The sequence below is a fragment of the Psychrobacter fozii genome, from assembly GCF_003217155.1.
Classification (GTDB): domain Bacteria; phylum Pseudomonadota; class Gammaproteobacteria; order Pseudomonadales; family Moraxellaceae; genus Psychrobacter; species Psychrobacter fozii.
The window spans coordinates 39090-63675 of record NZ_QJSU01000005.1 but is presented as its reverse complement, the minus strand read 5'-3'; the positions used below and the strand labels follow the sequence as shown (position 1 = coordinate 63675).

The following is a 24586-nucleotide window of genomic DNA, read 5'->3' as shown; positions in this document are numbered from 1 at the left end:
TGAATTTATAACAGCTCGACTTAAACCAAAAAAAGCCGAGCAAAATGCTCAGCTTTTTCACATCAAATCAAAAATCTAATCTCACTTAGAACTTATAAAGCAAACCAAGCGTCGTCGCTGCTTCAGTACGTGAGTCGACCATTGGACTATCGTATTGCTCATTTGGGACATAGCTCACGCTTTGATTGGCAAATCCTGCCCAACGATCATTGAAGTCATAGTTGGCACTAATATTAATATATGGGTTCACACTCGAATTAGATTTATAAGCGTCAACGCCTGTTTCTGCTGATTCTTCATCACTGACGCCGTAGTAGTATTCATTGTAATCAGCATCATGATATTCAAAGCCAATGCTTGGATAGACCGTCAGCTTGCCTTTAGTGATTCTAGCAAGATACGTTAAGCGAGCCGTGTTACCGCCACTACGATCTAACACATCAGTCCCTATCTGAGCACGGATGCCGCCAACAGATGTACGACGCTGATAGCTCAGACCTGCTTCTGCTGATGATTTGCGTTCGTCAAGACCTTGAAGCGCACCATTGGCATCATCAGGATCAAATTCAGAACCAGCGAGTTTGGCATAGGCAGACAACTGATTGACACCATCATTGATCGCGTAGACACCCGCTTGCGCGCCGCGTATATAAAATCTGTTATTGTCATAAAATGCACCTGGTAACACATTTACCTCGGTATCATCTTCCAGATCATAAGCTGATTTGACCGCCATGACGTTGACGCCAACGCTGAGTACGGCATCTTTGTCAGTCGGTAAGTTGTCATTAAAAATCGCAGCGTTAGACAGGCTAGCCACACTGAGTAGCGCAGTAGTAGTTAACGCATTGAACATAGTACGCGTAGAGATATGAGGTAGCGCTGCAAGTGTAAACATAAGAGAATCTCGTAAAGGAGTGGTCGTCATAAGGTAAAACAGTTAGATAGCAATAAGCGAGTAGGGAAAACCAAACTAAGAAGCCGTTGAGCCATGATAGATAAGTATGGACGTTTACTCAATAGCTTTTAATACTTGTAGTATCTGATAGTGAATATCTTGCCACCACCAGACAAAGCCAATACTGATCAATAACATCGCTAGCCATGGCAATAACTGCCAGATAAACGAGGGTTTGATAGGTGTTTTTGGTGGGATGCTGTTGGCATGAACAGTGTTGATATCTGACCCTGCATCCGTTCCAGTATTACTTTGAGTATAAGCATCATCGCTACGTGAATCGGTTATATCTAAATCAGTAGCCTGATGAGTTGAGTAACTATCAACGCTAGGCGGTTGATAGATGTAGGTCGTTTGATAGCTGTGTAGATTTTGGTTTTGATAGACAGCTGCATTTTGTAGCGCGACAGCCAAACGCTGACGGTAAGCAATCGCGAAAGCCAGTGCGATGATTAGTCCGGTAATAGCACCACCGATATGACCCGCGTTATCTATACCCGGTACAGCAAAACCATAAACCAAGTTAATGCCCATGATAAATATCAAGCTTTTGAGGTTAAGTACCATGCCATTTACTGATATTTTAAACAGGGCAGCGATTAACAATGCTGCACCAATACCCATAATACCACCAGAGGCACCAGCCGACAGGCCAGGCTGTCCCGTACCATCCAAAAGACTCTGCCATGTCACATAACTATTGAGTAAGTTACCACCGATTGCGGACAATAAAAACAATGCCAAAAACTTGGCTGAGCCAAACATCGGCTCGGCAACTTGTCCAAAGAAATACATAGCAAAGCCATTAAACAACAAATGCATCAAACCAATATGCAAAAATGCACTGCTCACCAGCCGCCATGGTTGTTCTTGCATGGTGTAAGGCAACGCATTCGCGCCCCATTTGAGCAAGGCCTCCGTCGATGGATTGTTGGCATCGACGCCTGTCAGCACCTGCATAATGAATAGGCCAATAAAGCTGACTAACAATAATGTGGTGACGGGCGCTGTTTTGAATAATTGTTGAATGGTCATAAAAGCTAACTATTAATGAAAGGTTATGAGTAGAGTATAAAGGGTATGGTCAGATAATGTTATGCATCAACCTGCCAGCGCGTTTTAAAGCTTGGCAAGTGAATGACTGACAGCTCTAGTGATAAAGATGGTGTTTCTAATAATTAGGAATTTTGAGGTTTTCATAAGTACCTTTTACCAAGATATCATCTGTGACGTTATTGATATCGGTATGACCACAGAACGCCATACTAATATCACATTCGTTATAGATGAGCTCAAGTGCGCGGCGTACGCCATCTTCACCATAAGCGCCAAGCCCGTATAAGAATGCTCGGCCAATCATCGTGCCTTTTGCGCCCAGCGATATAGCCTTTAATACATCTTGACCAGAGCGAATACCACTGTCTAACCAGACTTCGATATCACTGTTTTCAGCATGGACAGCTTGCACGATATCAGAAAGCGCAGAGATAGAAGAGAGTGCACCATCCAATTGACGACCACCGTGATTGGAGACGACCAGTGCATCAGCGCCACTACGTGCTGCCATGATGGCATCTTCAGGTTCCATGATTCCTTTTATAATCAGCTTGCCACCCCATGCATCTTTGATACGGGCGACATCGTCCCAGCTCAGCCGCGGATCAAACTGCTCTGCGGTCCATGAGCTTAATGAGGACAGATCCTCAACGCCTTTTGCATGACCAACGATATTACCAAAATTGTGGCGTTTGGTGCCCAGCATGTTCATGCACCATTGCGGCTTGGTCATTAGGTTAATGATATTGGCGAGCGTGGGTTTTGGCGGTGCAGATAAGCCATTTTTTATGTCTTTATGGCGTTGTCCCATGACTTGCAAGTCGGCAGTTAATATCAGTGCCGAGCAATTGGCATCTTTTGCCCGTTGAATCAGATTGGCCATAAAACCCTGATCACGCATGACGTACAGCTGAAACCAAAATGGCGCACTGGTGTTTTCAGCGACATCCTCGATAGAGCAGATGCTCATGGTCGAGAGTGAGAAGGGCACACCGAATTTTTCAGCCGCCTGAGCAGCTTTAATTTCGCCATCCGCCCACATCATACCGGTAAACCCTGTCGGAGCGATGGCGACTGGCATCTTGACGGACTCGCCAATCATTTGTGTGGCCAGGCTGCGGTTGTCCATATCGACCAAGACCCGTTGACGCAACTTGATACGGTCAAAGTCAGTTTCATTACTGCGATAGGTGGTTTCAGTCCATGAGCCTGAATCGACATAATCATAAAACATACGTGGTACTTTGCGTTCGGCGATTCGGCGCAAGTCTTCGATTTCAGTAATCTTTTTTAAAATAGGCTTTAGATCTTTCATGGCGTTCCCACTATCTGGTTTTTATGACTGTTTTAATATTATTGACTGAGCAGTTGCTGTAAGTCCAGTACCGAAAACGGATAATTTAATCGCTTTGACGGTGTCAAGATAACAGGAATCGTGGTGGCAAATTCCATCATCAGAGATTCATCAAAATCAGCGATATCGACATCGTGATAGGTAACGGGCTGTACTGCTTGAAACTGTGTCAGCAGTTGCGCGGCGATATCACATAGATGACAGCCAGACGTGCCTAGCAACCACCATTTATCCTGATAGGCATTAAGGCTAGGGGATTTTTCAATGATCCGTGCTCGTAGCTCTTTTATATTATTATCATCGTACATAGTTGTTCTCTTGTTTTGATACTTGTCGCAAAAAGCTTGTCTTAGAATTTTAATAAAAAATTAACACCCTATTTCACCGTTATGACATGATAAAGAAGTAGGGTAAATAATGACAGCGATTGTGAGATTAGGTAAGATGACCTGCTGCTTTTCATTACTGACTTATTACTTCATCTTATTACCTTTTTTAACATTTGGATATCGCGCATGGCAAGTTTTGGCAAATTTCTCAAACGACTATTATTGGTATTGATACTGTTAGTCGTGGCATTTCACGTGCTAGTCGCTGGACTGCTGTTAATTTGGAAAACGCAGCCGATTAATAACAGCATGTTTATGTTGTCGCATCGCCTAACGGGTGGAACGGTCACGCAGACGTGGGCCGATTATGATGCCATTGCAAAATCTGCCAAACAAGCGGCGATAGTGAGTGAGGATTCGACATTCAGCCAACATAGTGGTTTTGACTTTAAAGGTATTAAAGCCGCACGTAAGAAAAACGAAGAGACAGGTAAGGCGTCTGCTGGCGGCTCAACGATTACTCAGCAGCTCGCAAAAAACTTATTTTTGACCTCACATCGATCGTACGCGCGTAAAGGCGAAGAAGCCATAATTACCGTGATGATTGAGACGCTATGGGACAAGCAGCGTATCTTGGCTGCGTATCTCAATGTGGCAGAGTTTGGCAATGGTATTTATGGTATCGACGCGGCGGCGCATCATTATTTTGATAAGTCGGCTGCAAACCTCAACCGTGATGAGTCAGCTTTGCTTATTTCTATGTTGACCAACCCAAAATATTACGAAGACAATCAGGGCGATAGACGATTACGTAACAAACAGAGCATCGTTAAAAAGCGTATGAAAAACGCAGTGTTGCCATAGTCACCCTAGTTTAATGAACCTATAACAGATGATGGCGTATCGATACAGTAAAAGGACTAATGACGTGTTAGATGTGAATAAAGAGCAAAGTAGTGATAGTAATGTGAATGACGTTGTGGCTGTTGACCATAAAGCTCATACAGAGGGCAACCATGAGAATTTGACTACAGTGGCATGGCAGCGCTCAGAAGACGGCAGCTATTCACCGAGCAGCTATATCAATCGTGACCTGTCTTTATTGCAGTTTCATTTACGTGTGCTAGCGCAGGCGGCCAGTCCTCGCCATCCGCTACTTGAGCGCCTGTTTTTCTTGATTATCTTCTCATCAAACATCGATGAGTTTTTTGAGATTCGGGTCGCAGGCCTGATGCAAAAGCTTAATATCGGTGATGTCTCGACCAGTGTCCACGGTATGCGCCCTAGTGAGGTGTTGAATGAGATATCCACGGTCATGCATGATGCTATCGATGAGCAGTATCGTATTCTGAACGAAGATGTCTTGCCAGCGCTTGCTAAGGAAGACATCCGTTATCTAAAACGCGATGAGTTGAATGCTGAGCAGTCGGCTTGGATGAAGCGCTATTTCACTGAGCAAGTATCGCCAGTGTTGACGCCGATTAGTATTGATCCTGCGCATCCGTTCCCGCGTTTGGTCAATAAAAGCTTGAACTTCATCGCTACCTTAGAAGGCAAAGATGCATTTGGTCGTGATATCAATCTTGCGATTGTGCCAGCGCCGCGCAGTCTGCCACGTGTGATTCGTCTACCTGATGAATTGACAGGTGGCAAAGAGCATCACGTCATGCTATCTGCCATCATTCATGAGCATATCGGTGAGCTATTCCCTGGTATGAATGTGACAGGGTGTCATCAGTTCCGGCTGACCCGTAATGCCGATTTAGATCTGGCTGATGATGTCGAAGATATTGCCAAAGCGCTAGAGGGTGAGTTAGAAAACCGCCGCTTTGGTGACAAGGTTCGCTTAGAAGTCACCATGGATTGTCCGACGCATATCAGTGACTATCTACTCAATGAGTTTGAGCTGCATGACAATCAGCTATACCGTGTCAATGGTCCGGTTAACTTAACACGGTTGCTGTTTGATTTTAATATTCCAGCGCTGCGCTATGAGCCGTTCACCCATGTGATACCAAAAGAATTCCGCCGTGAGATGGACAAACTGGACAAAGCGACCAGTATGTTTGCCGCTATGCGCAAAAAGGATGTGCTCGTACATCACCCTTTTCATGCGTTTTCGCCAATTATCAATTTATTGTGGCAAGCAGCCAGCGATCCAAAAGTGCTAGCAATTAAGCAAACGCTATATCGTTCAGGCACCAATTCAGAAATCGTCAAAGCACTTGCCGCTGCTGCTCGTAATGGTAAAGAAGTCACCGCTGTTATCGAGCTGCGTGCGCGTTTCGATGAGGCCTCTAATATTGCCGTTGCTAATTATCTGCAAGAAGCGGGCGCAGTCGTGGTCTATGGTATCGTCGGTTATAAGACCCATGCCAAGCTCATGCTCATCGTTCGCCGTGAGGATGACCGTATCCACCGTTATGTGCATTTGGGTACAGGTAACTATCATGCAGCCAACGCAAAAGTTTATACCGACTATGGTTTGTTTAGCGCAGATCCTGACATCTCAGAAGACGTCCATAAAATATTCCAAGAGCTGACAGGGATGGGCAAACCAGCCAATCTCAAAAAGCTACTGCATGCCCCATTTACGCTACATGATAAATTGATACGCTTTATCGATGATGAAATTGCACATGCAAAAGCAGGTAAGCAGGCTCACATTATCGTGAAAGTTAACGCCCTAACTGAGCGTCGACTGATTGCCAAATTATACGATGCCTCGCAAGTAGGCGTCAAAATCGAGCTGATTTTGCGTTCTATATGTTGCCTACGTCCACAGGTAAAAGGTCTGTCTGAAAATATTACCGTACGCTCTGTGATTGGCCGGTTTTTAGAACACACGCGTGTTTATTATTTTTATAATAATGGTGATGAGCGTCTATATTGCGGCAGTGCTGACTGGATGGATCGCAATCTATTCCATCGCGTAGAAGTGGCATTTCCCATTGAAGACAAAAAACTGTTTAAGCAAGTCTATCAAGATGGATTGCTCAGTTACCTAAAAGACAATACTCAAGCTTGGACGCTGGATGGCAATGGTGTGTGGACACATCTGCAACCAGTAGCGGGTGAAACACCGTATATTGCCCAAGAACACCTATTAAAGGTTATCAATGGGGTAGGAGATTCAGTCTAGCGCACTCTTGTAGATATATTTTTGATGTTGTAAATAGTTTTAAACGAGTTAACAAAACCAAGCGCTGGTCAGTACTGGCGCTTGGTTTTTATTTGGGAAAAGGATTGATATAAGTTACAAACTGTCTTGTAACCTCACATTTATTCACATATTGATACGGCAGTACACTGGTGAGGTGCACAACGTTCTACTTATAATCAATATCAGTCCTGCTAGATAGGCAGCTATATAAAAAACAAGTAAAACCAATGAATTATAAAAATAGGGAAAGCATTATGAGTACGACAAACAACGACAGCTCAGATATCAAACAAGCAGCAGAAAACGCTGACAGCAAACAAATTGCACAAAATCTCAAGAGTGATAAAAAAGTAGATGCGCCTGAATCATTGAGTGAAGAAGAGAAAACCTCTTTCATTGAAGATGAACTACGCACTGATAAATAGTTATGGTAACAAATGATTTGATTTAATGTTTAACATATCAACGAGAGAGACATGCTATGACAATTGATAGTCAGTCAAACAATGAAGAAAAAGTAGTAGTCAATGATTCGGCAGCATCACATCCAAATAATGCGCAGGACAGTTACGAAGGCCGTAAACATAAGCCGGACATTGATGGTCCACAGCAAGACTCACAAGAAACAGATGAAATCTACGCTGATCCACGCAAAGAAGAAGACTTACCAGCGGGTGGCAAAAATGTTGCGGACTTAAATGTCCACGACTTGAGCCAAAAAGGTAACGAGTAAAGATTGGCTGATGTCGGATGAAACCGATAAGCGGCCTTCAATAGCAGGCGACATAGCCGTTAGAAAGAGACGAATAAAAATAATAAGGATATGACCATGGAAAATAAAAAATCAGCATTATCAGATGGCCAGATAGAAAAGAATATCACTGAGAACAAAGGAACGGACACGTTTGAAGAAGGGGTTGTTCGTTCAGAACACGTAAATGACAACGATAATCCTGCCCGTCAGCCTGATCGCCGTGACCAAGAGGGCAATGCTTTTGATGACGGTATTAATGAGCATACAGTTGGCAGCGAGCCTTCTAAAAGTGAAGGTATTAACAATTTAAACCGTTATGCAAGCGTTGACAACGCGCAATCACGTGTGTTGAATCCTGATGAAAAGGATAAATAGTACTTGCTTAGTCATTTGTATCTTAGATCAGACAACAATAATAGCGATGAGAGTGAGGTGTCATTATGAATATGCCAGATGATAAGGCAGTGAATGAGAGTCATAAATTAAAAGATGCAGATGATAAAAATGGCATTGTCGCTGATGATGCCTTACAGAAAGCCAATCCTGCTGCTGCAGAAAGAGCCACGGCCGATCACGACCCACATAATATTGCCAAAAACCATAAACAGTATGACAGTCCATTAATGAAAGACGATAAATAGTGATTTATTGTGATGGTTTTGGTTCTGGATTCTACAAAGAATGTCATAAGCAAAAACATCAATAGACAGATCTAATCAGAAAAGGTACTACTAGAGTTCAAGCTAAATATCTTGAACTCTAGTAGTACCTTTTTTATTTGTCTAAACGATTGCTAGTGATATCTAAGCAGGTGTACCGCTATGAAAGCGCAATTCAGCATCTGGACTGGATATCAACTCTGATTCCACTTCTTTGAAGAAAGACACTCTTTCATCGATATTGTCTTCAGATAGTGATTGAGCTAAGGCCAAGTAATCTTCAAAATGACGACTTTCTGACTTGAGTAAGTAGCGATAGTACTTTGCCAAGCGCTCATCATTGATAACCTCAGCCAACGACGCAAATCGTTCGCAAGAGCGTGCTTCAATGAATGCCCCAATGATTAGCACATCAACCATCGCTGCTGGCTCGTAAGTGCGCTTGTGTTTCAACATGCCTTTAGCATAGCGTCCAGCACTGAGGTATTTCCACTCCAGACCACGATCATTCATGATGCCTAGTACTTGTTCGTAATGTAGCATCTCTTCACGTATCAACTGCGCCAGCTTACACTGCAAATCATAGGAAAACTCATAGCGGAATATGAGATTCATGGCGGTACCCGCTGCTTTTTTTTCGCAATTGGCATGATCCTGAATGATCAATGGCAAGTTATTAATCGCCGCATCGACCCAAGCCTGTGTGGTTCGAGCACCCAAGAAATTATAAATAGGAGATAGGTCTACTTTGATGGGCGTACGTAGTTGAGTGATATCAACGCTGTCTTTTTCTATGCTGTCTTTTACGATATCGCTGTCGTTCATAAGTCCATCGTTTAAGGCGTTATCACTGCTGTTAATAGGTTTCATATTTTCTTCGTTCATAGTCTCTGTCACGGTTGAGTATTTGATAGGTATTGACTAAACATAAAAATGAGATAGATAACTAATAACTATAAGTCGATACAGTAATGATTACTTACTGTTTATCTGGGTCTAATTGTCTGTGCATGTAAAAGCACTGAGAATAGACTTTAGGCTCGACAGCTTATAGGTCATCATCATTATAAAACCCCCAACATTTACTTAGTGAATGGGGTTTTCTTGTTTATTTCTTTATTTGATAGTAGGATAAGATTTTGCTAAAGCAGAATCTTTCTTACTATTGATATATCAGTCATCGCTTGGTGATGGGTAATGAGTATTATAACTCATGCCAATACGACATAAAGCTATTGATACACAGGTATAGGCCGTTTGAAATAAATGGCTGTATTTATGACCTGTATCGTTTTCTATAATGTTATTAGCAAGCGTGCTTCAATGCAGCAAAAAATGTATGCTAGTAGCATAGCACAAATGTTTAAAGCGCTATTCATGACAAACTTATATGATAGAACAACAGGTTCGATTCATACTGCATCTGAACTTGGAATAGATGTCTAAGACCGACAATGTCCAATCATTGCGGTAGCAACTTCGTATTTACACTCTCACGAACAGATAAGGATAACAACATGAGCCAGTCTTCTAACGCCAATCGTATTCAAAAAGGCATCCTTGCCATCGACCAGCAATTGTATGACTTTATTGAAAACGAAGTGCTACCGAAAGTCGGTGTTGACTCAGACAGTTATTGGTCAGGTTTCGAAAAAGTCATCAAAGAGTTTACCCCGCGCAACAAGGCACTGCTTGAGACTCGTGACAAAATTCAAGCACAGATTGATCAGTGGCATTTAGACAACCCAGCCAAAGACGGCGAAATCGATTACCCTACGTATAAAGCATTTTTACAAGAGATTGGGTATCTATTACCAGAAGGTGATGACTTTAAAGTTAGCACGCAAAACGTTGATGATGAGATTGCTCATATCGCAGGGCCACAGCTAGTGGTACCAGTGCGCAATGCTCGCTATGCACTGAACGCAACCAATGCACGTTGGGGTAGTTTGTATGATGCCTTATATGGTACCGATGTCATCAGTGATGATAATGGTCAAGAAGCAACAGGCGGTTACAACCCGACTCGCGGTGCTGCCGTCGTCGCTTATGCAAAAGCATTCTTAGATGAACATTTTGCGCTAGCATCAGGATCATACAATGATGCAACAGGCTTTGCAGTGGTTGATGGCAGGCTTTCAATTGTTCAAGGTGATAGCAGCACTTCGCTAAAAGACCCTGAAAAATTTGTCGGTTTTGTGGGTGATGCAGAGGCACCAACAGGTATTTTATTAAAGAACAACAATCTGCATGCCGAAATCCAAATCGATGCCAATCATCCAGTCGGTAAAGATGATCCTGCAAATATCAAAGACGTCTTACTTGAGTCAGCGATTACAGCCATTCAGGATTGTGAAGATTCAGTCGCTGCGGTTGACGCTGAAGAAAAAGTTGAAGTCTATCGCAACTGGCTTGGTTTGATGAATGCGGACTTGCAAGAAACCTTTGAAAAAGGTGGCAAAACGCGTACTCGTAAACAAAACCCAGACCGCGAATACACCACGCCAGATGGTGGCAAACTTATCCTACCAGGTCGTTCGTTGCTACTCATTCGTAACGTCGGTCACTTGATGCAAAACCCAGCAATCTTAGTAGATTTGGGTAATGGTCAAGAACAAATCTTCGAAGGATTGATGGATGGCTTAATCACGCCGCTATTGTCTTTGAATGATTTAAAAGGTAAAAACCCACTATCGAATTCACGCAAAGGCTCAATGTATATCGTTAAGCCAAAAATGCATGGCCCTGAAGAAGTCAAAATGGCCAATGACTTGTTTAACGCTTCAGAAGACTTGCTAGGGCTTGAGCGTAACAGCCTTAAAATCGGCATTATGGATGAAGAACGTCGCATGACGGTTAACTTAAAAGAAGCCATTCGCCAAGCCAAAGAGCGTGTGATTTTTATCAATACTGGTTTCCTCGACCGTACAGGTGATGAGATGCATACCAGTATGAATGCAGGCCCATTTGTACCAAAAGGTGAGATGAAGTCACAAGCATGGCAGCCAGCCTATGAGCAGTGGAACGTAGATGTTGGCCTTGAGACAGGTCTACAGGGTGTTGCTCAGATTGGTAAAGGCATGTGGGCGAAGCCTGATGAAATGAAAGAGATGATGGACACCAAGGCCGCGCATCCTAAGTCTGGTGCTAGTACGGCATGGGTACCGTCACCAACAGGGGCAACCTTGCATAGCATGCACTATCATCAAGTAAATGTGACAGAAGTACAAGACAGCCTAAAATCACGTGAGCGTGCAAGCTTGGACGATATCTTGACCATTCCATTAGCGAAAGACACCAACTGGTCTAAAGAAGAAAAGCAACAAGAATTAGAGAACAATGCGCAGGGTATCTTAGGTTACGTCGTACGCTGGGTAAACCAAGGCGTTGGTTGCTCTAAAGTACCTGATATCGATGATGTTGGTCTTATGGAAGATCGTGCAACGCTACGTATTTCCAGTCAACATATCGCTAACTGGCTGCATCATAATGTGATCACTGAGGAGCAAGTGCTTGAGACAATGAAGCGTATGGCAAAAGTCGTTGATGAGCAAAATGTAGGTGACAGCGATTATCAACCAATGGCCAGTGACTTCGAAAACTCTTATGCGTTTAAGGCAGCCTGTGATTTAGTGTTTAAAGGACGTGAGCAGCCTAGTGGCTACACTGAACCATTGTTGCATCAGGCACGTCTTGATCTAAAAGCAAACACCTAATTCTGTAATTAGCACTAGGTAGATTAGTTTGTTTTAAAGGCTAATATTAGTGGCTTTTTTAGTGATTTGGTTTCATAACTGAATCACTATGTTTCTCCCTGCAATTTAGCTTTGTAACTGAGGTTAATCATTTTTATGAGCGATACTTGTGTAAGCAAGTATCGCTTTATTTTTGGTTATTACACTACATTCATTACAACAGTTTTAATTTCTTAGTACTTATATTAATCAATGTTTTCACTATCTCATTGAGTCAATAGAAGTTTTTTAGTGATTGCTCAAATAAAACCAAGTGCTTTTTACTCGATAATGAATGTATCGAAAAACCAAAGAAATGTGTTGCAAATTATGTCAAAGTTGATATGCTTGTACTCGAAGTATGAGTTTGGTAACGGATGTTACGCAATGGAGTGATAAAGACGAAAGGTTACATGGCAGTTACGCTTTAGATCCCAGTCATGTAAATCATGTTTTTTTCATCTTACTGTAATAGAAATTCGCCACACTTGTTTCTGACTAATCTCGGTAGCCAGTTACACATTATATCTTTGAGGATTTGTGACGATACCATTATGAGCACCAGCTAATAATAGCTAGCTTATTACTAAAATTGTAAAGTGGAGATACCCCATGAAAAAACTACTTTTAGCTACAGCAGTTGCTGCCCTATCTGTTTCTGCAGCCAACGCAGCTCCAACTATTTATGGTAAAGCATTCGTTGGTATGGACTATGTCGATATAGATGATGAATGGAGCAATAAAAATGAAGATTCAGTGCAAATCAACTCATACTCGTCACGCCTAGGTTTCAAAGGTTCTGAAGCGATCACTGCTAATACTGATGTGATCTATCAATATGAAGTAGGTATCAATATTGATGGTAATGAAGGTGATGATAATAATATCGCATTTAAAAGCCGTGATACTTTCCTAGGTTTCAAAAATGATAGCTACGGTGAACTCCGCTTTGGTCGCAACACATCAGTTGTTGACTATGTAAATAATGTTGTAACTTCTGGTAGTGGTTTTTGGGATAACTTAGGCTCGAATCAGCTTAATGAAAACGAGAACGGTTATAACATGACTGATAGTGGTCGCCGTGATAACTCGGTTGTTTGGATGGCGCCTAAATACAACAACTTACCATTAGATGTTGCACTTATGTATAAGGCAAATGAGTCACTAGATGACTCTACTGTCGATGCTGATGCAGGTTTTGCTGCTTCTGCAATGTATGATGCCGGTACTGGTATTACATTTGGTGCTGCTTATGACAACGATGTCAACCTAGATGGTGATTTGCTCCGTGCTACTGCTGCTGTTGATCTAAGCAAGTATATGGCAGCTCCTGTAACTGTGGGCGCGATGTACCAAGTTGCTGATTTCGATGACAGTGACAAAATGGGTGCTAGAGGTAGTGAGAAAGAAAAAGGTCTAGTCGTTAGTGCTAAGATGGGTCTAAACAACTTTGCTAAGCCAGCAGCTGTTTATATTCAGTATAACAATACTGACAACTTACTCGGTTTCAGTGATGCTGATTCTGATCAGATCGTTGTCGGTGGTGAATACAATTACAAACCTAACATGATTGCTCATGTTTGGGCCGGTCAAAACTCAGCTGACCTTGGTGGCAGTGATTATGATCTACTCGCAATTGGTGGTGGTCTAGAATATAAATTCTAATCTAAGCATTAGAATCTGATTATAAAAAACTCATCCTTCGGGGTGAGTTTTTTGTTGTGTAGCATTTAAATTGCAGAAAAATGTTGATTACCAACAAAAAAACAGAAGAGTTTCTGACAGTTTGCATTTTTGCCCTATATTTTGTGGTGTATTTTTAGTAAAATCCTTCTTTACCAATTACCGAAAGAGTACTATGACCAAGTTTATATTTGTGACCGGTGGGGTAGTGTCCTCACTAGGAAAAGGTATCACCGCAGCATCTCTTGCCGCTATCTTAGAAGCACGTGGCGTGACAGTCACGATGACCAAGATGGATCCGTACATCAATGTCGATCCAGGTACGATGAGCCCATTCCAACATGGCGAAGTTTTCGTTACTGAAGATGGCGCAGAGACAGATTTAGATTTGGGCTACTACGAGCGCTTTTTACGTCATTCAAAGATGAGTAAAAGCAATAACTTCACCAGTGGTCGTATCTACCAAAACGTTTTAAACAAAGAGCGTCGTGGTGAGTATCTCGGCGGTACAGTGCAGGTTATCCCGCACATCACTGATGAAATCAAGAGTAAAATCCTGGCCAGTGGTGAAGGCTATGACATCGCTATCATCGAGATTGGTGGTACAGTCGGTGACATCGAGTCACTGCCTTTCATGGAAGCCGTACGCCAAATGCAAGTAGAGCTTGGCCGTAATAGAGCCATGCTGATGCATCTAACGCTAGTACCGTATATTGCTAGTGCTGGTGAAACCAAAACCAAGCCTACCCAACATTCTGTAAAAGAACTGCGTTCTATTGGTTTGCAGCCTGACATATTGATTTGCCGTTCTGAACATCATATCTCACAAGACAATCGCCGTAAGATTGCGCTATTCACTAATGTGGAAGAGCGTGCAGTCATTATGTGTGAAGACGCCCAAAGTATTTATCAAATACCGCGTACTTTGCATGAGCAAGACCTTGATGACTTGATTTGTGAGCGTTTCGGTATTGATGTACCTGAAGCAGATTTGAGCGATTGGGATAAAGTTGTTGAAGCGCAGCTTAATCCTGAGACGACTGTGACCGTAGCGATGGTTGGCAAGTATGTCGAACTGCCTGATGCGTATAAGTCTATCAATGAAGCATTGCTCCATGCTGGTATCACACATAAAGCAGACGTAAAGATTGATTATATCGATGCCGAGCGTTTGGAGAGTGATGATAGTTTATTCGCGCAGCTAAATAACGCTGATGCTATCTTAGTACCAGGCGGTTTTGGAGAGCGTGGTACTAATGGCAAAATGAAAGCCATTACTTATGCACGTGAAAACAGCGTACCTTATCTAGGTATCTGCCTCGGTATGCAGTTGGCAGTGATTGAGTATGCTCGTAATGTGCTTAATATTGATGCTAACTCTTCTGAGTTTGATCGCAAGACTGCTGAGCCGATCATCGGTCTCATCACTGAGTGGCTAGATGAGCGCGGTGAGCTACAGATTCGTAGTGATGATTCAGATCTTGGTGGCACTATGCGTCTAGGTGCACAGCAAGCCGAATTAGTTGCTGGCAGCAAATTAAGCCAAATTTATGGCGCGAGCAATATTACGGAACGTCATCGTCATCGTTATGAGATGAATAACCGTTATATCGAGCCACTAGAGCAAGCGGGTATGAGCATATCTGGTTATTCAGCCAAGCAGCATTTGGTTGAGTCAGTTGAGATTTCTGAGCATCCATGGTTCGTTGCTGTACAGTTTCATCCTGAATTTACTAGCTCGCCACGCGGTGGTCATCCACTGTTTAACAGCTTTGTAAAAGCGGCGAAAAACTATAACGAAGCCAGATAGTTCAAACCAAGTCGTTATCAACGCCTGACATATTTACATATATAAAAAAGACTGATTTTCGAATCGGTCTTTTTTTTGAGCCTGTATTTTAGAATAAGAAAATATGGCTATGGCTGATACCTCTAATATGACTATCGATTGCAGATCACACCAAACCCAAAAAATATCATTAACCAGGTGAAAAGTGATTAGTCTAAAAAATGTGGTAGTTGAACTCATTTCCCTAACTATTCTGATTTTTAGGAATGGTATGATTACGCTTGGATACTTTTATTAATTGGGCTATCGGTTACAATATGCGATAGAACCACTGATAACAATAAAGAGGATAGTTGTTTAATGGATAATTTACTAAAAGCACAATCACATATTCAGCTTAATACGCCTAACAATAATACTATTAATATTGGTAACGATCAGCCGTTTGTATTGTTCGGCGGTATGAATGTCTTGGAATCTAAAGAGTTAGCATTTGAGATTGTTGAGCAATATATTGAGATATGCCAACGTTTGGGCATCGATTATGTCTTCAAGGCCAGTTTTGATAAGGCCAACCGTTCAAGCCTGCACTCTTATCGAGGTCCAGGGCTGGCGAAAGGCATCGACTGGCTTGGCCAAATCAAAGAGAAGTTTCAAGTACCCATCATTACTGACGTTCATGAGCCTCATCAAGCAGCACCTGTCGCTGAAGTAGCTGATATCATCCAGTTGCCTGCATTTTTGTCACGTCAGACTGATTTGGTCCATGCGATGGCGAAAACAGATGCCATTATCAATATTAAAAAAGCCCAGTTTTTAGCACCCCATGAGATGCGCCATATCGTCAATAAATGCCTAGAAGGTGGCAATGACAAACTGATATTGTGTGAGCGCGGCAGTGCTTTTGGTTATAACAACTTGGTCGTCGATATGCTTGGTTTTGATACGATGAAGCAAATGGATATTCCCGTATTCTTTGATGTGACACATAGCTTGCAACAGCCAGGCGGGCGTAGTGATAGTGCTGGTGGTCGTCGCGAGCAAATTACGACGCTTGCACGTTCGGGTATGGCAGCAGGGTTGGCAGGATTGTTTTTAGAAGCACACCCAAGTCCAGAAACAGCCAAATGTGACGGTCCTTGTGCGCTACGTATGAGCCAGTTAGAGCCGTTTTTACGTCAGCTTAAGCAGATTGATGATTTGGTCAAAGGTTTTGAAACCCTAGACACTCATTAGCAGTAATCGCTAATAGAATAAGAATAGGAGGGTAGTATAATGTCTATGCAAATGGCGCAAGTCAGTATTGAAAACATTAATGACGCGGCAGGACTAGATAGCGTGATGACGGCATTGAAGAACATCACTGGCGTAACAGCTATCGATTTAGATACCACTCGCCACGTTGCCACCGTGCGTTATGAAGATACCGATACGAGTATCCATGCTCTGACGGCGGCAATCAGTATGGTTGATTATGTTACTCAGCCGTTTCCTATCGATGCACCACAAAACCCACATCATAATGATTAGTCTTTGATACCGGGTATTATTCCTCGAATGATCCTCAGCTCGAATGATCCTCAGATAAGATCTGCGTATCATTTATTTAAAACAGTATTATATTAATAAATAAAAATAAGGAGCCTCATATGACAGACCAAACTCGTGTTATCAAAATCGACGGCATGACTTGCGGTGGCTGCGTAGCCAGTATATATAACGCTACTGCTGATATCGATGGCCTAGATGATATCAGTATCGAGCTGATAGACAATCAAGCAACCGTTACTTTTGACGATAGTAAAACGAATATAGAAGCCATTGCTTCAGCGATTGATGATGCGGGCTTTGATGCGACTGTCGCTAACTCATAAGTACCGTCTTTCATTTGAAAAAACCAGCTATTATGGCTGGTTTTTTAATGGTTGAAGAGTAGTGATATTAGGTTGCTTCCCAGATGGCTATAAATGAATTGATTTGAATGAATAGTAACCTTGAATGTTTTTTAATTTAGATTCATCCATCCACTGATATTTTTATGGCTCATTCAATTTTACAAACGCTATAACGAATAAATGCCATACCGAGTTTTCTTTATGAATGATATTACCCGCACCACTAATGACAAATCCTACGATGTTGAAACTGACGTTCAGTCAAATACATCACTTACGCCGCAGCGTGCGCATCTACAACTGGCGATTGATGGTATGACGTGTCAGGCTTGTGCCTCACGAATCGAAAAGGTACTTAACAAAAAGCCATCGGTATACGATGTGAGTGTGAATTTTGCAGGTGAGACTGCCAATGTCGATTATGATCCGACTCAGACCACACCAGAGCAGGTCACAGAATGGGTGAATAAAACTGGTTTTGTGGCTAATTTACAAGTAGGTGAGAGCTTATTTGAGAAAACGGACAAGGATACAGCAACTGAGTATCCTTGGCGCTTAATTGGGCTATGGGTTTGCTTAATCCCATTTTTAGTCGGTATGGCAGGCATGCTGACGGGTTTTGGTATGGCGTGGATGCCAGCGGTTTGGAAACAGTTCCTCATAGCGACGATTGTGCAATTTGGACTGGCACTGCCATTTTATAAAAGTGCATGGGCATCGATTAGAGGTGGTCTTGCCAATATGGACGTATTGGTCGTTATCGGTACGGTCACCATTTGGGCATATTCAACTTATCTTTGGCTGACACATGGTGATGGCACTCTAAATAGCTTGCTGCAGGATGCTCACATGGGTGGTCATGGTGCAGGTAATAGCCCTGCAGTGTATTTTGAAGCAGGAGTGATGGTTATTGCTTTTGTTCGTACGGGTAAGTATTTAGAAGAGCGTACCAAAAAGCACAGCTTAAATAGTATTGATTTATTATTATCACTGACACCTGATCAAGTTGAGCAGCAGCAGTCAAATGGTGATTTTCATAATGTTGCACTCCAAGACGTGCAGGTTGGTGATATTTTGCGCGCTAAGCAAGGTAGCCGAGTAGCCACTGACGGTATGGTTATAGGTGGTAGTGGCTGGTGTGTGGAGAGTCATCTAACTGGTGAGTCAGTACCGCTCAAAAAAGAAGAGGGCGATGGTCTACTAGCAGGTGCTCTAGTCGAAAATGGCAGTTTGCTATATCGAGTCAGTGCTAAAGGTAGTGATACCAAGCTAGGTGATATGGTACAAGCACTCAGTGATGCGCAAGGCTCAAAAGCCAATTTAGCGCGTCTTGCTGATAGAGTGACAGCTATTTTTGTTCCCATCGTTGTTACGATTGCATTGGTTACTTTTGTCGTCACGTGGTGGCTGACAGGTATGGTGGATACGGCACTAATGCACGCCGTATCGGTATTGGTCATTGCTTGCCCTTGTGCGCTTGGCTTGGCCACACCAGCGGCAATCATGGCGGGTATGGGTGTTGCTGCTCGTCATGGCGTTTGGTTTAAGGATGCACAAAGCCTTGAAGCAGCAGGCGACATCGATACCGTTGTCTTGGATAAGACGGGCACACTGACCATTGGCAAACCGACTATCGTTGACCATGTCATGGTGGACAAATCGCTTGCTGTTGATGACGTATTGCAGATTGCAGCGAGCGTTGAGGCACATGCTAGTCATCCATTAGCAACTGCTCTGGTCAACACTGCAAAAAACCGCAATTTGCCATTAATGAATGTTACTGATATCAGCGTGATAAAAGGCGCAGGTATACAAGCAAACATTGATGGACTTGGGCTTATTAAGGTTGGTACGGCAGAGTTTGCTAACTTGACGCTGCCAAAGTTTATGCCAAAAGCATGGCAAGTGGCCAGTACGGTTGCAGTTAGTATTAATGACGAACCTTTAGGCGCTTTTGCTTTAGCGGATGACCTAAAAGCGGATACTCCACAAGCGATTACTGCACTACAAAATGCTGGCATTAACGTGATTTTGATGAGTGGTGACAAGCAGTCTGTCGTCGATTATGTCGCAGGAAAGCTGGGTATCAAGGCGGCTTATGGCAAAATGAGCCCGAGAGACAAGGCGAGCCAGATTGCTAAATTACAAACAGCGGGTCATAAAGTTGCCATGGCAGGTGATGGTGTTAATGATGCACCAGCGATGGCAACTGCCGATGCCAGTTTTGCTATGTTTGAAGGGACAGATGTGGCCCAGCACAGTGCTTCTGCACGATTGATGGGTGAGTCATTAATGCATATCGATGCGGCACAAAAAATCGCTCAAGCAACACTGCGTAATATTAAGCAAAATTTGTTTTTTGCCTTCATTTACAATTGCATTGGCATTCCACTCGCTGCTTTTGGGTTTTTAAATCCTATGATTGCAGCTGCTGCCATGGCGCTTAGTTCCATCTCAGTATTAATGAATGCACTGCGATTGACACGATTTAAGACAGAAATTGAGCTAGATAATACAGTCTCAAACACCAATATTAAAGCAGAGTAGTTGTCTAAAGCTTAGGCATTCATTCGCTTTTTACATCGTCATGAATGAAACGATTCGATAACGGCTGATATTGCTGTTCATATTTGATTTTATGGGCGCAAGTTGGTGTAAGATAAGGGAAGTTTGGCAAAATTTATGCTATGATGCCAAGCACTATAGCCAGCTGTCGATACGCCAAACAAACCTGTAATCGTACTGAAGATTGGCCGATTTTACAAATAGGCAAAGCTGTTTTAGGCGCACGTGCTATACGATAATTTGCTTTATTTTTTTGTATTCTAGTTGCCGTTATTTACCCCATAAACTTGGCATGACCAAAGGAATTAACAGACATTATGTACGCTGAAGAAACCAACAACGTCACCGCAATTAAAGACATTCGCGCTCGTGAGATTTTAGACTCACGCGGTAACCCAACGATTGAAGCCGATGTTATCTTGGCTGATGGTACGATTGGCCGTGCTGCAGCACCAAGTGGCGCGTCAACTGGCTCGCGTGAAGCGCTTGAGCTGCGTGATGGCGACAAAGATCGCTACATGGGTAAAGGCGTGAAAAAAGCCGTTGCCAATGTAAATAGCCAAATCCGTAGCGCTTTGATGGATAAAGACGTTACAGAGCAGCAAGGCATTGATGATGCAATGATTGCGCTAGACGGTACAGAAAACAAAGACAGCCTTGGTGCCAACGCTATGCTAGCGGTGTCACTTGCCACTGCTAAAGCGGCTGCCAAATCAAAGAACTTGCCATTACACCAGTATATTGCCAACTTGCGCAATCAGACGTCGCTCACGATGCCTGTGCCAATGATGAATATCTTAAACGGTGGCGAGCATGCGGATAATACTGTAGATATCCAAGAGTTCATGATTGAGCCAGTTGGGTTTACGAGCTTCTCAGAAGCATTGCGTGCTGGTACGGAGATTTTCCACAGCTTAAAATCTGTCCTAAAATCACAAGGCTTGAATACAGCGGTCGGTGATGAAGGTGGTTTTGCACCAAACCTACGTAGCAACGAAGAAGCCATCACTGTCATTATGCAAGCGATTGAGCAAGTCGGCTATAAAGCTGGTGAAGACATTCATCTTGCGTTAGATTGTGCAGCGAGCGAATTCTATAAAGATGGTCAGTATATCTTGGCAGGCGAAGGTAACAAATCTTTTGATAGCCAAGGTTTTTCAGACTATCTAGTTGGTTTGGCACGTCAATATCCTATTATCTCTATCGAAGATGGTCTTGATGAGTCAGATTGGGATGGTTGGAAGTATTTGACTGAGCAAATTGGAGATAAAGTACAATTGGTCGGTGATGATTTATTTGTAACCAATCCTGCTATCTTGCAAGAAGGTATTGATAAGAAAATTGCCAACGCAATTTTGATTAAGTTTAACCAGATTGGTACTTTATCAGAAACGCTAGATGCGATTTATCTGGCGAAGAAAAATGGTTATGCGACGATTATTTCGCATCGTTCAGGTGAAACTGAAGACAGTACTATTGCAGATTTAGCGGTTGGTACTGCTGCTGGTCAGATCAAGACTGGCTCGCTATGCCGCTCAGATCGCGTCGCAAAATACAATCAATTGCTTCGTATCGAGCAGCAAGTACGTGCAAGCTATCGTGGCCGTGAAGAGTTCATCGGTCTACGTGGTTAATAAGTCCAAGTTGATCAGGACTTAACGTTAAAGCTGGGCAGTATGTAATCATTGTTGTGTTTATATATTGCCTAGCTGCTTTAGCTAATTTTTACTATATCTCTGTCGTTTGGCGTTATCCTCTTATGAAATATTTTAGCCAATTTATGTTACTCGCGTTAGCCGTTGCTGTCCTGTTAGGGCTGCAATATCAGTATTGGCTAGGCGAAAATGGTCGTTTCGAGCACAACGAACTGATGACTCAGACAGAAGAGCAGCAGCGCTTGAATGAGAGCCAAGTAGCCGCAAATAATTTATTACGTACCGACGTATATGATTTAAAAAATGGTCTCGAAGCAGTAGAAGAGCATGCTCGTTTAGATTTGGGTTTGATTAAACCAAACGAGACATTTGTGCAAGTGTCCACTGCACCTACCACGCACAGCAGTCAGTAATCATTCTTAGTTTTCTAAAAAGTACTACCTGTTATTATCTAGAATAGATATTCTGTTCACCTCAATCTCTTTACCCCTCTTAGCACTTGCTTTTCCTTAGCCATATTGTCATGGGTCTCAACCATGAGGGCTGCTTGATGAGTATTATCTTATGAATACCACACCTCGTATACATGCCATGATCGTCGCTGCTGGTCGCGGTAGTCGTTTTGGTGCGTCTGTTGCCAAGCAATACACGATGCTACAAGGACGGACACTGCTACAGCATAGCGTGGCAAGGCTCGCCTGTAGTGATTATGTTGATAAGTGCTTGTTGGTCATTGCAGCAGATGACACCACTGCTCAAACACTCGATTTCGCACTTCCTATAGATTATGCCATTGGCGGCGCTGAGCGTTGGCAGTCAGTACAGGCAGGTGTAGGGGCAATCAGTCATTCAGGCGCTGACGATTCAGACTTAGTGTTGATTCATGATGCTGCGCGTCCTGCTGTACCCAGTAATGATATTAATCAGGTGATCGAAGCGGCGATGACAGAGCCTTATGGCGCTATCCTAGCAACACCTGTGGCTGATACACTAAAAGAGTCATATTTCTATTCTACTGCTCAATCTGAGCTTACGAATGAGACTGTTAGTAGTAACCATAACCATAACCATAACCATAACCATAACCATAACCACGCACATTCTTATGCTAAACGCACTATCGACCGCAGCAATATGTGGCAAGCTCAAACCCCACAAGTATTTCGATTAGGTGAGTTGAAGAGGGTATTGGCTTATGTTTGTACCCATAAACTTTCTATTACTGATGAAGCCAGTGCCTTTGAGTACTTAGATTTCCCCATTCGTCTAGTGACTGGCAGTCGCCAAAACATAAAGCTCACTTATCCAGACGATGCTATCTTACTTGCCGCTATTCTGACTGCACAATCGTAATTATCCTAAAGTATTTCCAATAGCTCTTTTTTATTCACTTACTGTGACCTATCTCGTATCAAATACGTTCATTTAATGGAGATGTAGGTGTGCCTATATCTCACATATTTCAGCCAGCACCTATTTTAAAATAAAAACATAGGCTACTTCATTCGTTTAAAGTTCTTCTCAGTTATGAAACACAAACAGTATTGTCAAACATAGATTGCTTTGATGACCAAACTAGCCTATGATGTAACCAACTTAATACAATTAATATAAACATTTATAAAATCAATAATATACCAGACCAATTTGATGCTTCTAAAAGTCTTGTCTCTATGTTTTTTCTAAAGTTAGTATGGTTGTTTTAGCTCCATTTATCTAAAAATAGGGAGAATCGAATTGTCAAAAATTAATGATTCGACAAATCCAGTCACAATAGATCTCTGCCAGCTTGTATATATCAGCCAAATCACTTCGACTGGTCTGTCAGGCTCTAGTACGCTTAACGACATTTCAGAGATTTCGATTGAGCAAAACCAAGCCGATAATGTTACGGGTATTCTTTGCTATGGCAATGGTTACTTCTTACAGTGTGTAGAAGGGTCAGAACAAGCGCTCACTAATTTAAAAAATCGATTGCTAGTAGATGACCGTCATAAAGAACTAAAAATTCTAGATTTTTCACAAATCTCTCAACGCCGTTTTACGAATTGGTCTCTACGTTCTGTCACACTTGAACGTTGGATGACAAAAGAGCCTGAGCTGAAAAACTTTATGCCGTTTAAGCCTTACGATTGGAATTCTAGTGAATGGCCAAGGTTTGTAGATATCCTACAAGGGTATTATGAAGAACAGGCAAGAACAGGTAATATAGATACACCACCTATTAAGTACAGTACATTAGGGGTGACCTTAAGTAAGGTGGTCGGTCAGCATCAAGCATTCTTTTTGATTCAAACCGTACTTGGTGTGATGGTTATCATGACACTGTCATGGTTGATGTTATCAGATAAAATCTGGTAAATTTTATAAAGAAATCGTATTCGATCTAAAAAGCCAACATTCAATGTTGGCTTTTTTGTCAGTAAATTTTCGATAAAACTTTTAATATAGATGCAGCAGCAAATCAAGTTGCGTATTCATAGTACACATTACTAGCTGCATTAAATTAATAGTGATATACATTTGAAGATCTTAGGTATCATCTTTTTGAGACAGTTAAATGCACGCATAAAAAAAAGCCCAATCACGATGTGATTGGGCTTTTCGATGGTACGCTTGTTAGTCTTAATAGATGCTTTGCAGCAAACTTGCTAACGAGTGACGCCAAATAGTGGCGTCCCCAGGGGGATTCGAACCCCCGTTACCGCCGTGAAAGGGCGGTGTCCTAGGCCTCTAGACGATGGGGACTAGTAACACAACACCTCAGCTGCTTTCACCATTTATGCCGAAGTGGTGCGTATTCTAATGGTGTCTGCGCTTGCTGTCAAGCCTTTTTCTTCGTCTTTTTAAAATTAAGTATCTTTTTTTAATTGCACGGCGAGGATGTAAGTCTTTACGCTTTAAATGATAGCGAATCCACAAAGAAGTACAAGCGCTAATCGTCAAAGCTAGCAACATGTAGCCTATGATAGTTCCCCATAATTTGAGTTGT

Annotated in this window: 22 protein-coding genes and 1 tRNA gene; 17 read left to right on the top strand and 6 right to left on the bottom strand. The window is 42.5% G+C overall.

The window, feature by feature from the left end:
- Positions 1-85 precede the first annotated feature (85 nt).
- From DFP82_RS07705 to DFP82_RS07690, 4 genes are all read right to left on the bottom strand, one after another.
- Positions 86-898, bottom strand: coding sequence for a MipA/OmpV family protein (locus DFP82_RS07705; protein ID WP_110923159.1), 813 nt, complete (start codon positions 896-898; stop codon positions 86-88).
- A 114-nt stretch (positions 899-1012) separates the two neighbouring features.
- The gene (locus DFP82_RS07700; RefSeq protein ID WP_110923158.1) at positions 1013-1993 is read right to left on the bottom strand and encodes a rhomboid family intramembrane serine protease; all 981 of its coding nucleotides are present in this window, start codon (positions 1991-1993) and stop codon (positions 1013-1015) included.
- Positions 1994-2129: 136 nt separating this feature from the next.
- Positions 2130-3329: an alpha-hydroxy acid oxidase gene (locus DFP82_RS07695; protein WP_110923157.1), complete on the bottom strand. Its 1200-nt coding sequence runs from the start codon at positions 3327-3329 to the stop codon at positions 2130-2132.
- A 38-nt stretch (positions 3330-3367) separates the two neighbouring features.
- Positions 3368-3676: a glutaredoxin family protein gene (locus DFP82_RS07690; RefSeq protein ID WP_110923156.1), complete on the bottom strand. Its 309-nt coding sequence runs from the start codon at positions 3674-3676 to the stop codon at positions 3368-3370.
- A 207-nt stretch (positions 3677-3883) separates the two neighbouring features.
- Here DFP82_RS07690 and mtgA point away from each other — a divergent pair, with 207 nt between their 5' ends.
- From mtgA to DFP82_RS07665, 6 genes are all read left to right on the top strand, one after another.
- Positions 3884-4561: a monofunctional biosynthetic peptidoglycan transglycosylase gene (gene mtgA, locus DFP82_RS07685; RefSeq protein ID WP_110923155.1), complete on the top strand. Its 678-nt coding sequence runs from the start codon at positions 3884-3886 to the stop codon at positions 4559-4561.
- Positions 4562-4664: 103 nt separating this feature from the next.
- Positions 4665-6839, top strand: coding sequence for a polyphosphate kinase 1 (gene ppk1, locus DFP82_RS07680; RefSeq protein ID WP_425450600.1), 2175 nt, complete (start codon positions 4665-4667; stop codon positions 6837-6839).
- Between the two features lie 275 nt (positions 6840-7114).
- Positions 7115-7285 (top strand): hypothetical protein, encoded by a 171-nt coding sequence (locus DFP82_RS14705; protein WP_181416273.1) that lies wholly within the window; start codon positions 7115-7117, stop codon positions 7283-7285.
- Between the two features lie 56 nt (positions 7286-7341).
- On the top strand, positions 7342-7593 hold the full coding sequence (locus DFP82_RS07675) for a hypothetical protein (protein ID WP_110923154.1): 252 nt from the start codon (positions 7342-7344) through the stop codon (positions 7591-7593).
- Between the two features lie 96 nt (positions 7594-7689).
- Complete coding sequence (locus DFP82_RS07670; protein WP_245905674.1) at positions 7690-7989, top strand: hypothetical protein; 300 nt, start codon at positions 7690-7692, stop codon at positions 7987-7989.
- Between the two features lie 65 nt (positions 7990-8054).
- Positions 8055-8255: a hypothetical protein gene (locus tag DFP82_RS07665; RefSeq protein ID WP_110923153.1), complete on the top strand. Its 201-nt coding sequence runs from the start codon at positions 8055-8057 to the stop codon at positions 8253-8255.
- A gap of 162 nt (positions 8256-8417) precedes the next feature.
- On the opposite strand, the gene DFP82_RS07660 is transcribed toward DFP82_RS07665, so the two are convergent.
- On the bottom strand, positions 8418-9143 hold the full coding sequence (locus DFP82_RS07660) for a MiaE family protein (RefSeq protein ID WP_245905673.1): 726 nt from the start codon (positions 9141-9143) through the stop codon (positions 8418-8420).
- A gap of 647 nt (positions 9144-9790) precedes the next feature.
- Between DFP82_RS07660 and DFP82_RS07650 the strand changes: the two genes are divergently transcribed.
- The 11 genes from DFP82_RS07650 to DFP82_RS07600 all read left to right on the top strand — a co-directional run bounded on the left by DFP82_RS07650 (position 9791) and on the right by DFP82_RS07600 (position 23955).
- The gene (locus DFP82_RS07650) at positions 9791-11989 is read left to right on the top strand and encodes a malate synthase G (protein ID WP_110923150.1); all 2199 of its coding nucleotides are present in this window, start codon (positions 9791-9793) and stop codon (positions 11987-11989) included.
- Positions 11990-12619: 630 nt separating this feature from the next.
- A complete protein-coding gene (locus DFP82_RS07645) occupies positions 12620-13672 on the top strand; it encodes a porin (protein ID WP_110923149.1) in 1053 nt (350 codons plus the stop codon).
- A 193-nt stretch (positions 13673-13865) separates the two neighbouring features.
- The gene (locus tag DFP82_RS07640; protein WP_110923148.1) at positions 13866-15500 is read left to right on the top strand and encodes a CTP synthase; all 1635 of its coding nucleotides are present in this window, start codon (positions 13866-13868) and stop codon (positions 15498-15500) included.
- 339 nt (positions 15501-15839) lie between these two features.
- Positions 15840-16715, top strand: coding sequence for a 3-deoxy-8-phosphooctulonate synthase (gene kdsA, locus DFP82_RS07635; RefSeq protein WP_110923147.1), 876 nt, complete (start codon positions 15840-15842; stop codon positions 16713-16715).
- A 39-nt stretch (positions 16716-16754) separates the two neighbouring features.
- Positions 16755-17009 (top strand): heavy-metal-associated domain-containing protein, encoded by a 255-nt coding sequence (locus DFP82_RS07630; RefSeq protein WP_110923146.1) that lies wholly within the window; start codon positions 16755-16757, stop codon positions 17007-17009.
- Between the two features lie 119 nt (positions 17010-17128).
- The gene (locus DFP82_RS07625; protein WP_110923145.1) at positions 17129-17353 is read left to right on the top strand and encodes a heavy-metal-associated domain-containing protein; all 225 of its coding nucleotides are present in this window, start codon (positions 17129-17131) and stop codon (positions 17351-17353) included.
- 222 nt (positions 17354-17575) lie between these two features.
- On the top strand, positions 17576-19921 hold the full coding sequence (locus tag DFP82_RS07620) for a heavy metal translocating P-type ATPase (RefSeq protein WP_110923144.1): 2346 nt from the start codon (positions 17576-17578) through the stop codon (positions 19919-19921).
- Positions 19922-20256: 335 nt separating this feature from the next.
- Positions 20257-21573, top strand: coding sequence for a phosphopyruvate hydratase (gene eno / locus DFP82_RS07615; protein ID WP_110923143.1), 1317 nt, complete (start codon positions 20257-20259; stop codon positions 21571-21573).
- A 125-nt stretch (positions 21574-21698) separates the two neighbouring features.
- On the top strand, positions 21699-22007 hold the full coding sequence (locus DFP82_RS07610; protein WP_110923142.1) for an FtsB family cell division protein: 309 nt from the start codon (positions 21699-21701) through the stop codon (positions 22005-22007).
- Positions 22008-22158: 151 nt separating this feature from the next.
- Positions 22159-22947 (top strand): IspD/TarI family cytidylyltransferase, encoded by a 789-nt coding sequence (locus DFP82_RS07605; RefSeq protein ID WP_110923141.1) that lies wholly within the window; start codon positions 22159-22161, stop codon positions 22945-22947.
- A 384-nt stretch (positions 22948-23331) separates the two neighbouring features.
- Positions 23332-23955: a BLUF domain-containing protein gene (locus tag DFP82_RS07600; RefSeq protein WP_110923140.1), complete on the top strand. Its 624-nt coding sequence runs from the start codon at positions 23332-23334 to the stop codon at positions 23953-23955.
- Positions 23956-24266: 311 nt separating this feature from the next.
- Here DFP82_RS07600 and DFP82_RS07595 read toward each other — a convergent pair.
- Positions 24267-24342, bottom strand: a tRNA-Glu gene (locus DFP82_RS07595).
- Positions 24343-24586 lie beyond the last annotated feature (244 nt).

Coding starts and splice junctions, on each gene's coding strand:
- DFP82_RS07625 (WP_110923145.1), top strand. CDS start 17,129: ATGACAGACCAAACTCGTGTTATCAAAATCGACGGCATGACTTGCGGT.
- DFP82_RS07670 (WP_245905674.1), top strand. CDS start 7,690: ATGGAAAATAAAAAATCAGCATTATCAGATGGCCAGATAGAAAAGAAT.
- DFP82_RS07690 (WP_110923156.1), bottom strand. CDS start 3,676: ATGTACGATGATAATAATATAAAAGAGCTACGAGCACGGATCATTGAA.
- kdsA (WP_110923147.1), top strand. CDS start 15,840: ATGGATAATTTACTAAAAGCACAATCACATATTCAGCTTAATACGCCT.
- DFP82_RS14705 (WP_181416273.1), top strand. CDS start 7,115: ATGAGTACGACAAACAACGACAGCTCAGATATCAAACAAGCAGCAGAA.
- DFP82_RS07640 (WP_110923148.1), top strand. CDS start 13,866: ATGACCAAGTTTATATTTGTGACCGGTGGGGTAGTGTCCTCACTAGGA.
- DFP82_RS07620 (WP_110923144.1), top strand. CDS start 17,576: ATGAATGATATTACCCGCACCACTAATGACAAATCCTACGATGTTGAA.
- mtgA (WP_110923155.1), top strand. CDS start 3,884: ATGGCAAGTTTTGGCAAATTTCTCAAACGACTATTATTGGTATTGATA.
- DFP82_RS07650 (WP_110923150.1), top strand. CDS start 9,791: ATGAGCCAGTCTTCTAACGCCAATCGTATTCAAAAAGGCATCCTTGCC.
- DFP82_RS07645 (WP_110923149.1), top strand. CDS start 12,620: ATGAAAAAACTACTTTTAGCTACAGCAGTTGCTGCCCTATCTGTTTCT.
- DFP82_RS07610 (WP_110923142.1), top strand. CDS start 21,699: ATGAAATATTTTAGCCAATTTATGTTACTCGCGTTAGCCGTTGCTGTC.
- DFP82_RS07660 (WP_245905673.1), bottom strand. CDS start 9,143: ATGAAACCTATTAACAGCAGTGATAACGCCTTAAACGATGGACTTATG.
- DFP82_RS07675 (WP_110923154.1), top strand. CDS start 7,342: ATGACAATTGATAGTCAGTCAAACAATGAAGAAAAAGTAGTAGTCAAT.
- DFP82_RS07695 (WP_110923157.1), bottom strand. CDS start 3,329: ATGAAAGATCTAAAGCCTATTTTAAAAAAGATTACTGAAATCGAAGAC.
- DFP82_RS07605 (WP_110923141.1), top strand. CDS start 22,159: ATGAATACCACACCTCGTATACATGCCATGATCGTCGCTGCTGGTCGC.
- DFP82_RS07705 (WP_110923159.1), bottom strand. CDS start 898: ATGTTTACACTTGCAGCGCTACCTCATATCTCTACGCGTACTATGTTC.
- DFP82_RS07665 (WP_110923153.1), top strand. CDS start 8,055: ATGAATATGCCAGATGATAAGGCAGTGAATGAGAGTCATAAATTAAAA.
- DFP82_RS07700 (WP_110923158.1), bottom strand. CDS start 1,993: ATGACCATTCAACAATTATTCAAAACAGCGCCCGTCACCACATTATTG.
- eno (WP_110923143.1), top strand. CDS start 20,257: ATGTACGCTGAAGAAACCAACAACGTCACCGCAATTAAAGACATTCGC.
- DFP82_RS07630 (WP_110923146.1), top strand. CDS start 16,755: ATGTCTATGCAAATGGCGCAAGTCAGTATTGAAAACATTAATGACGCG.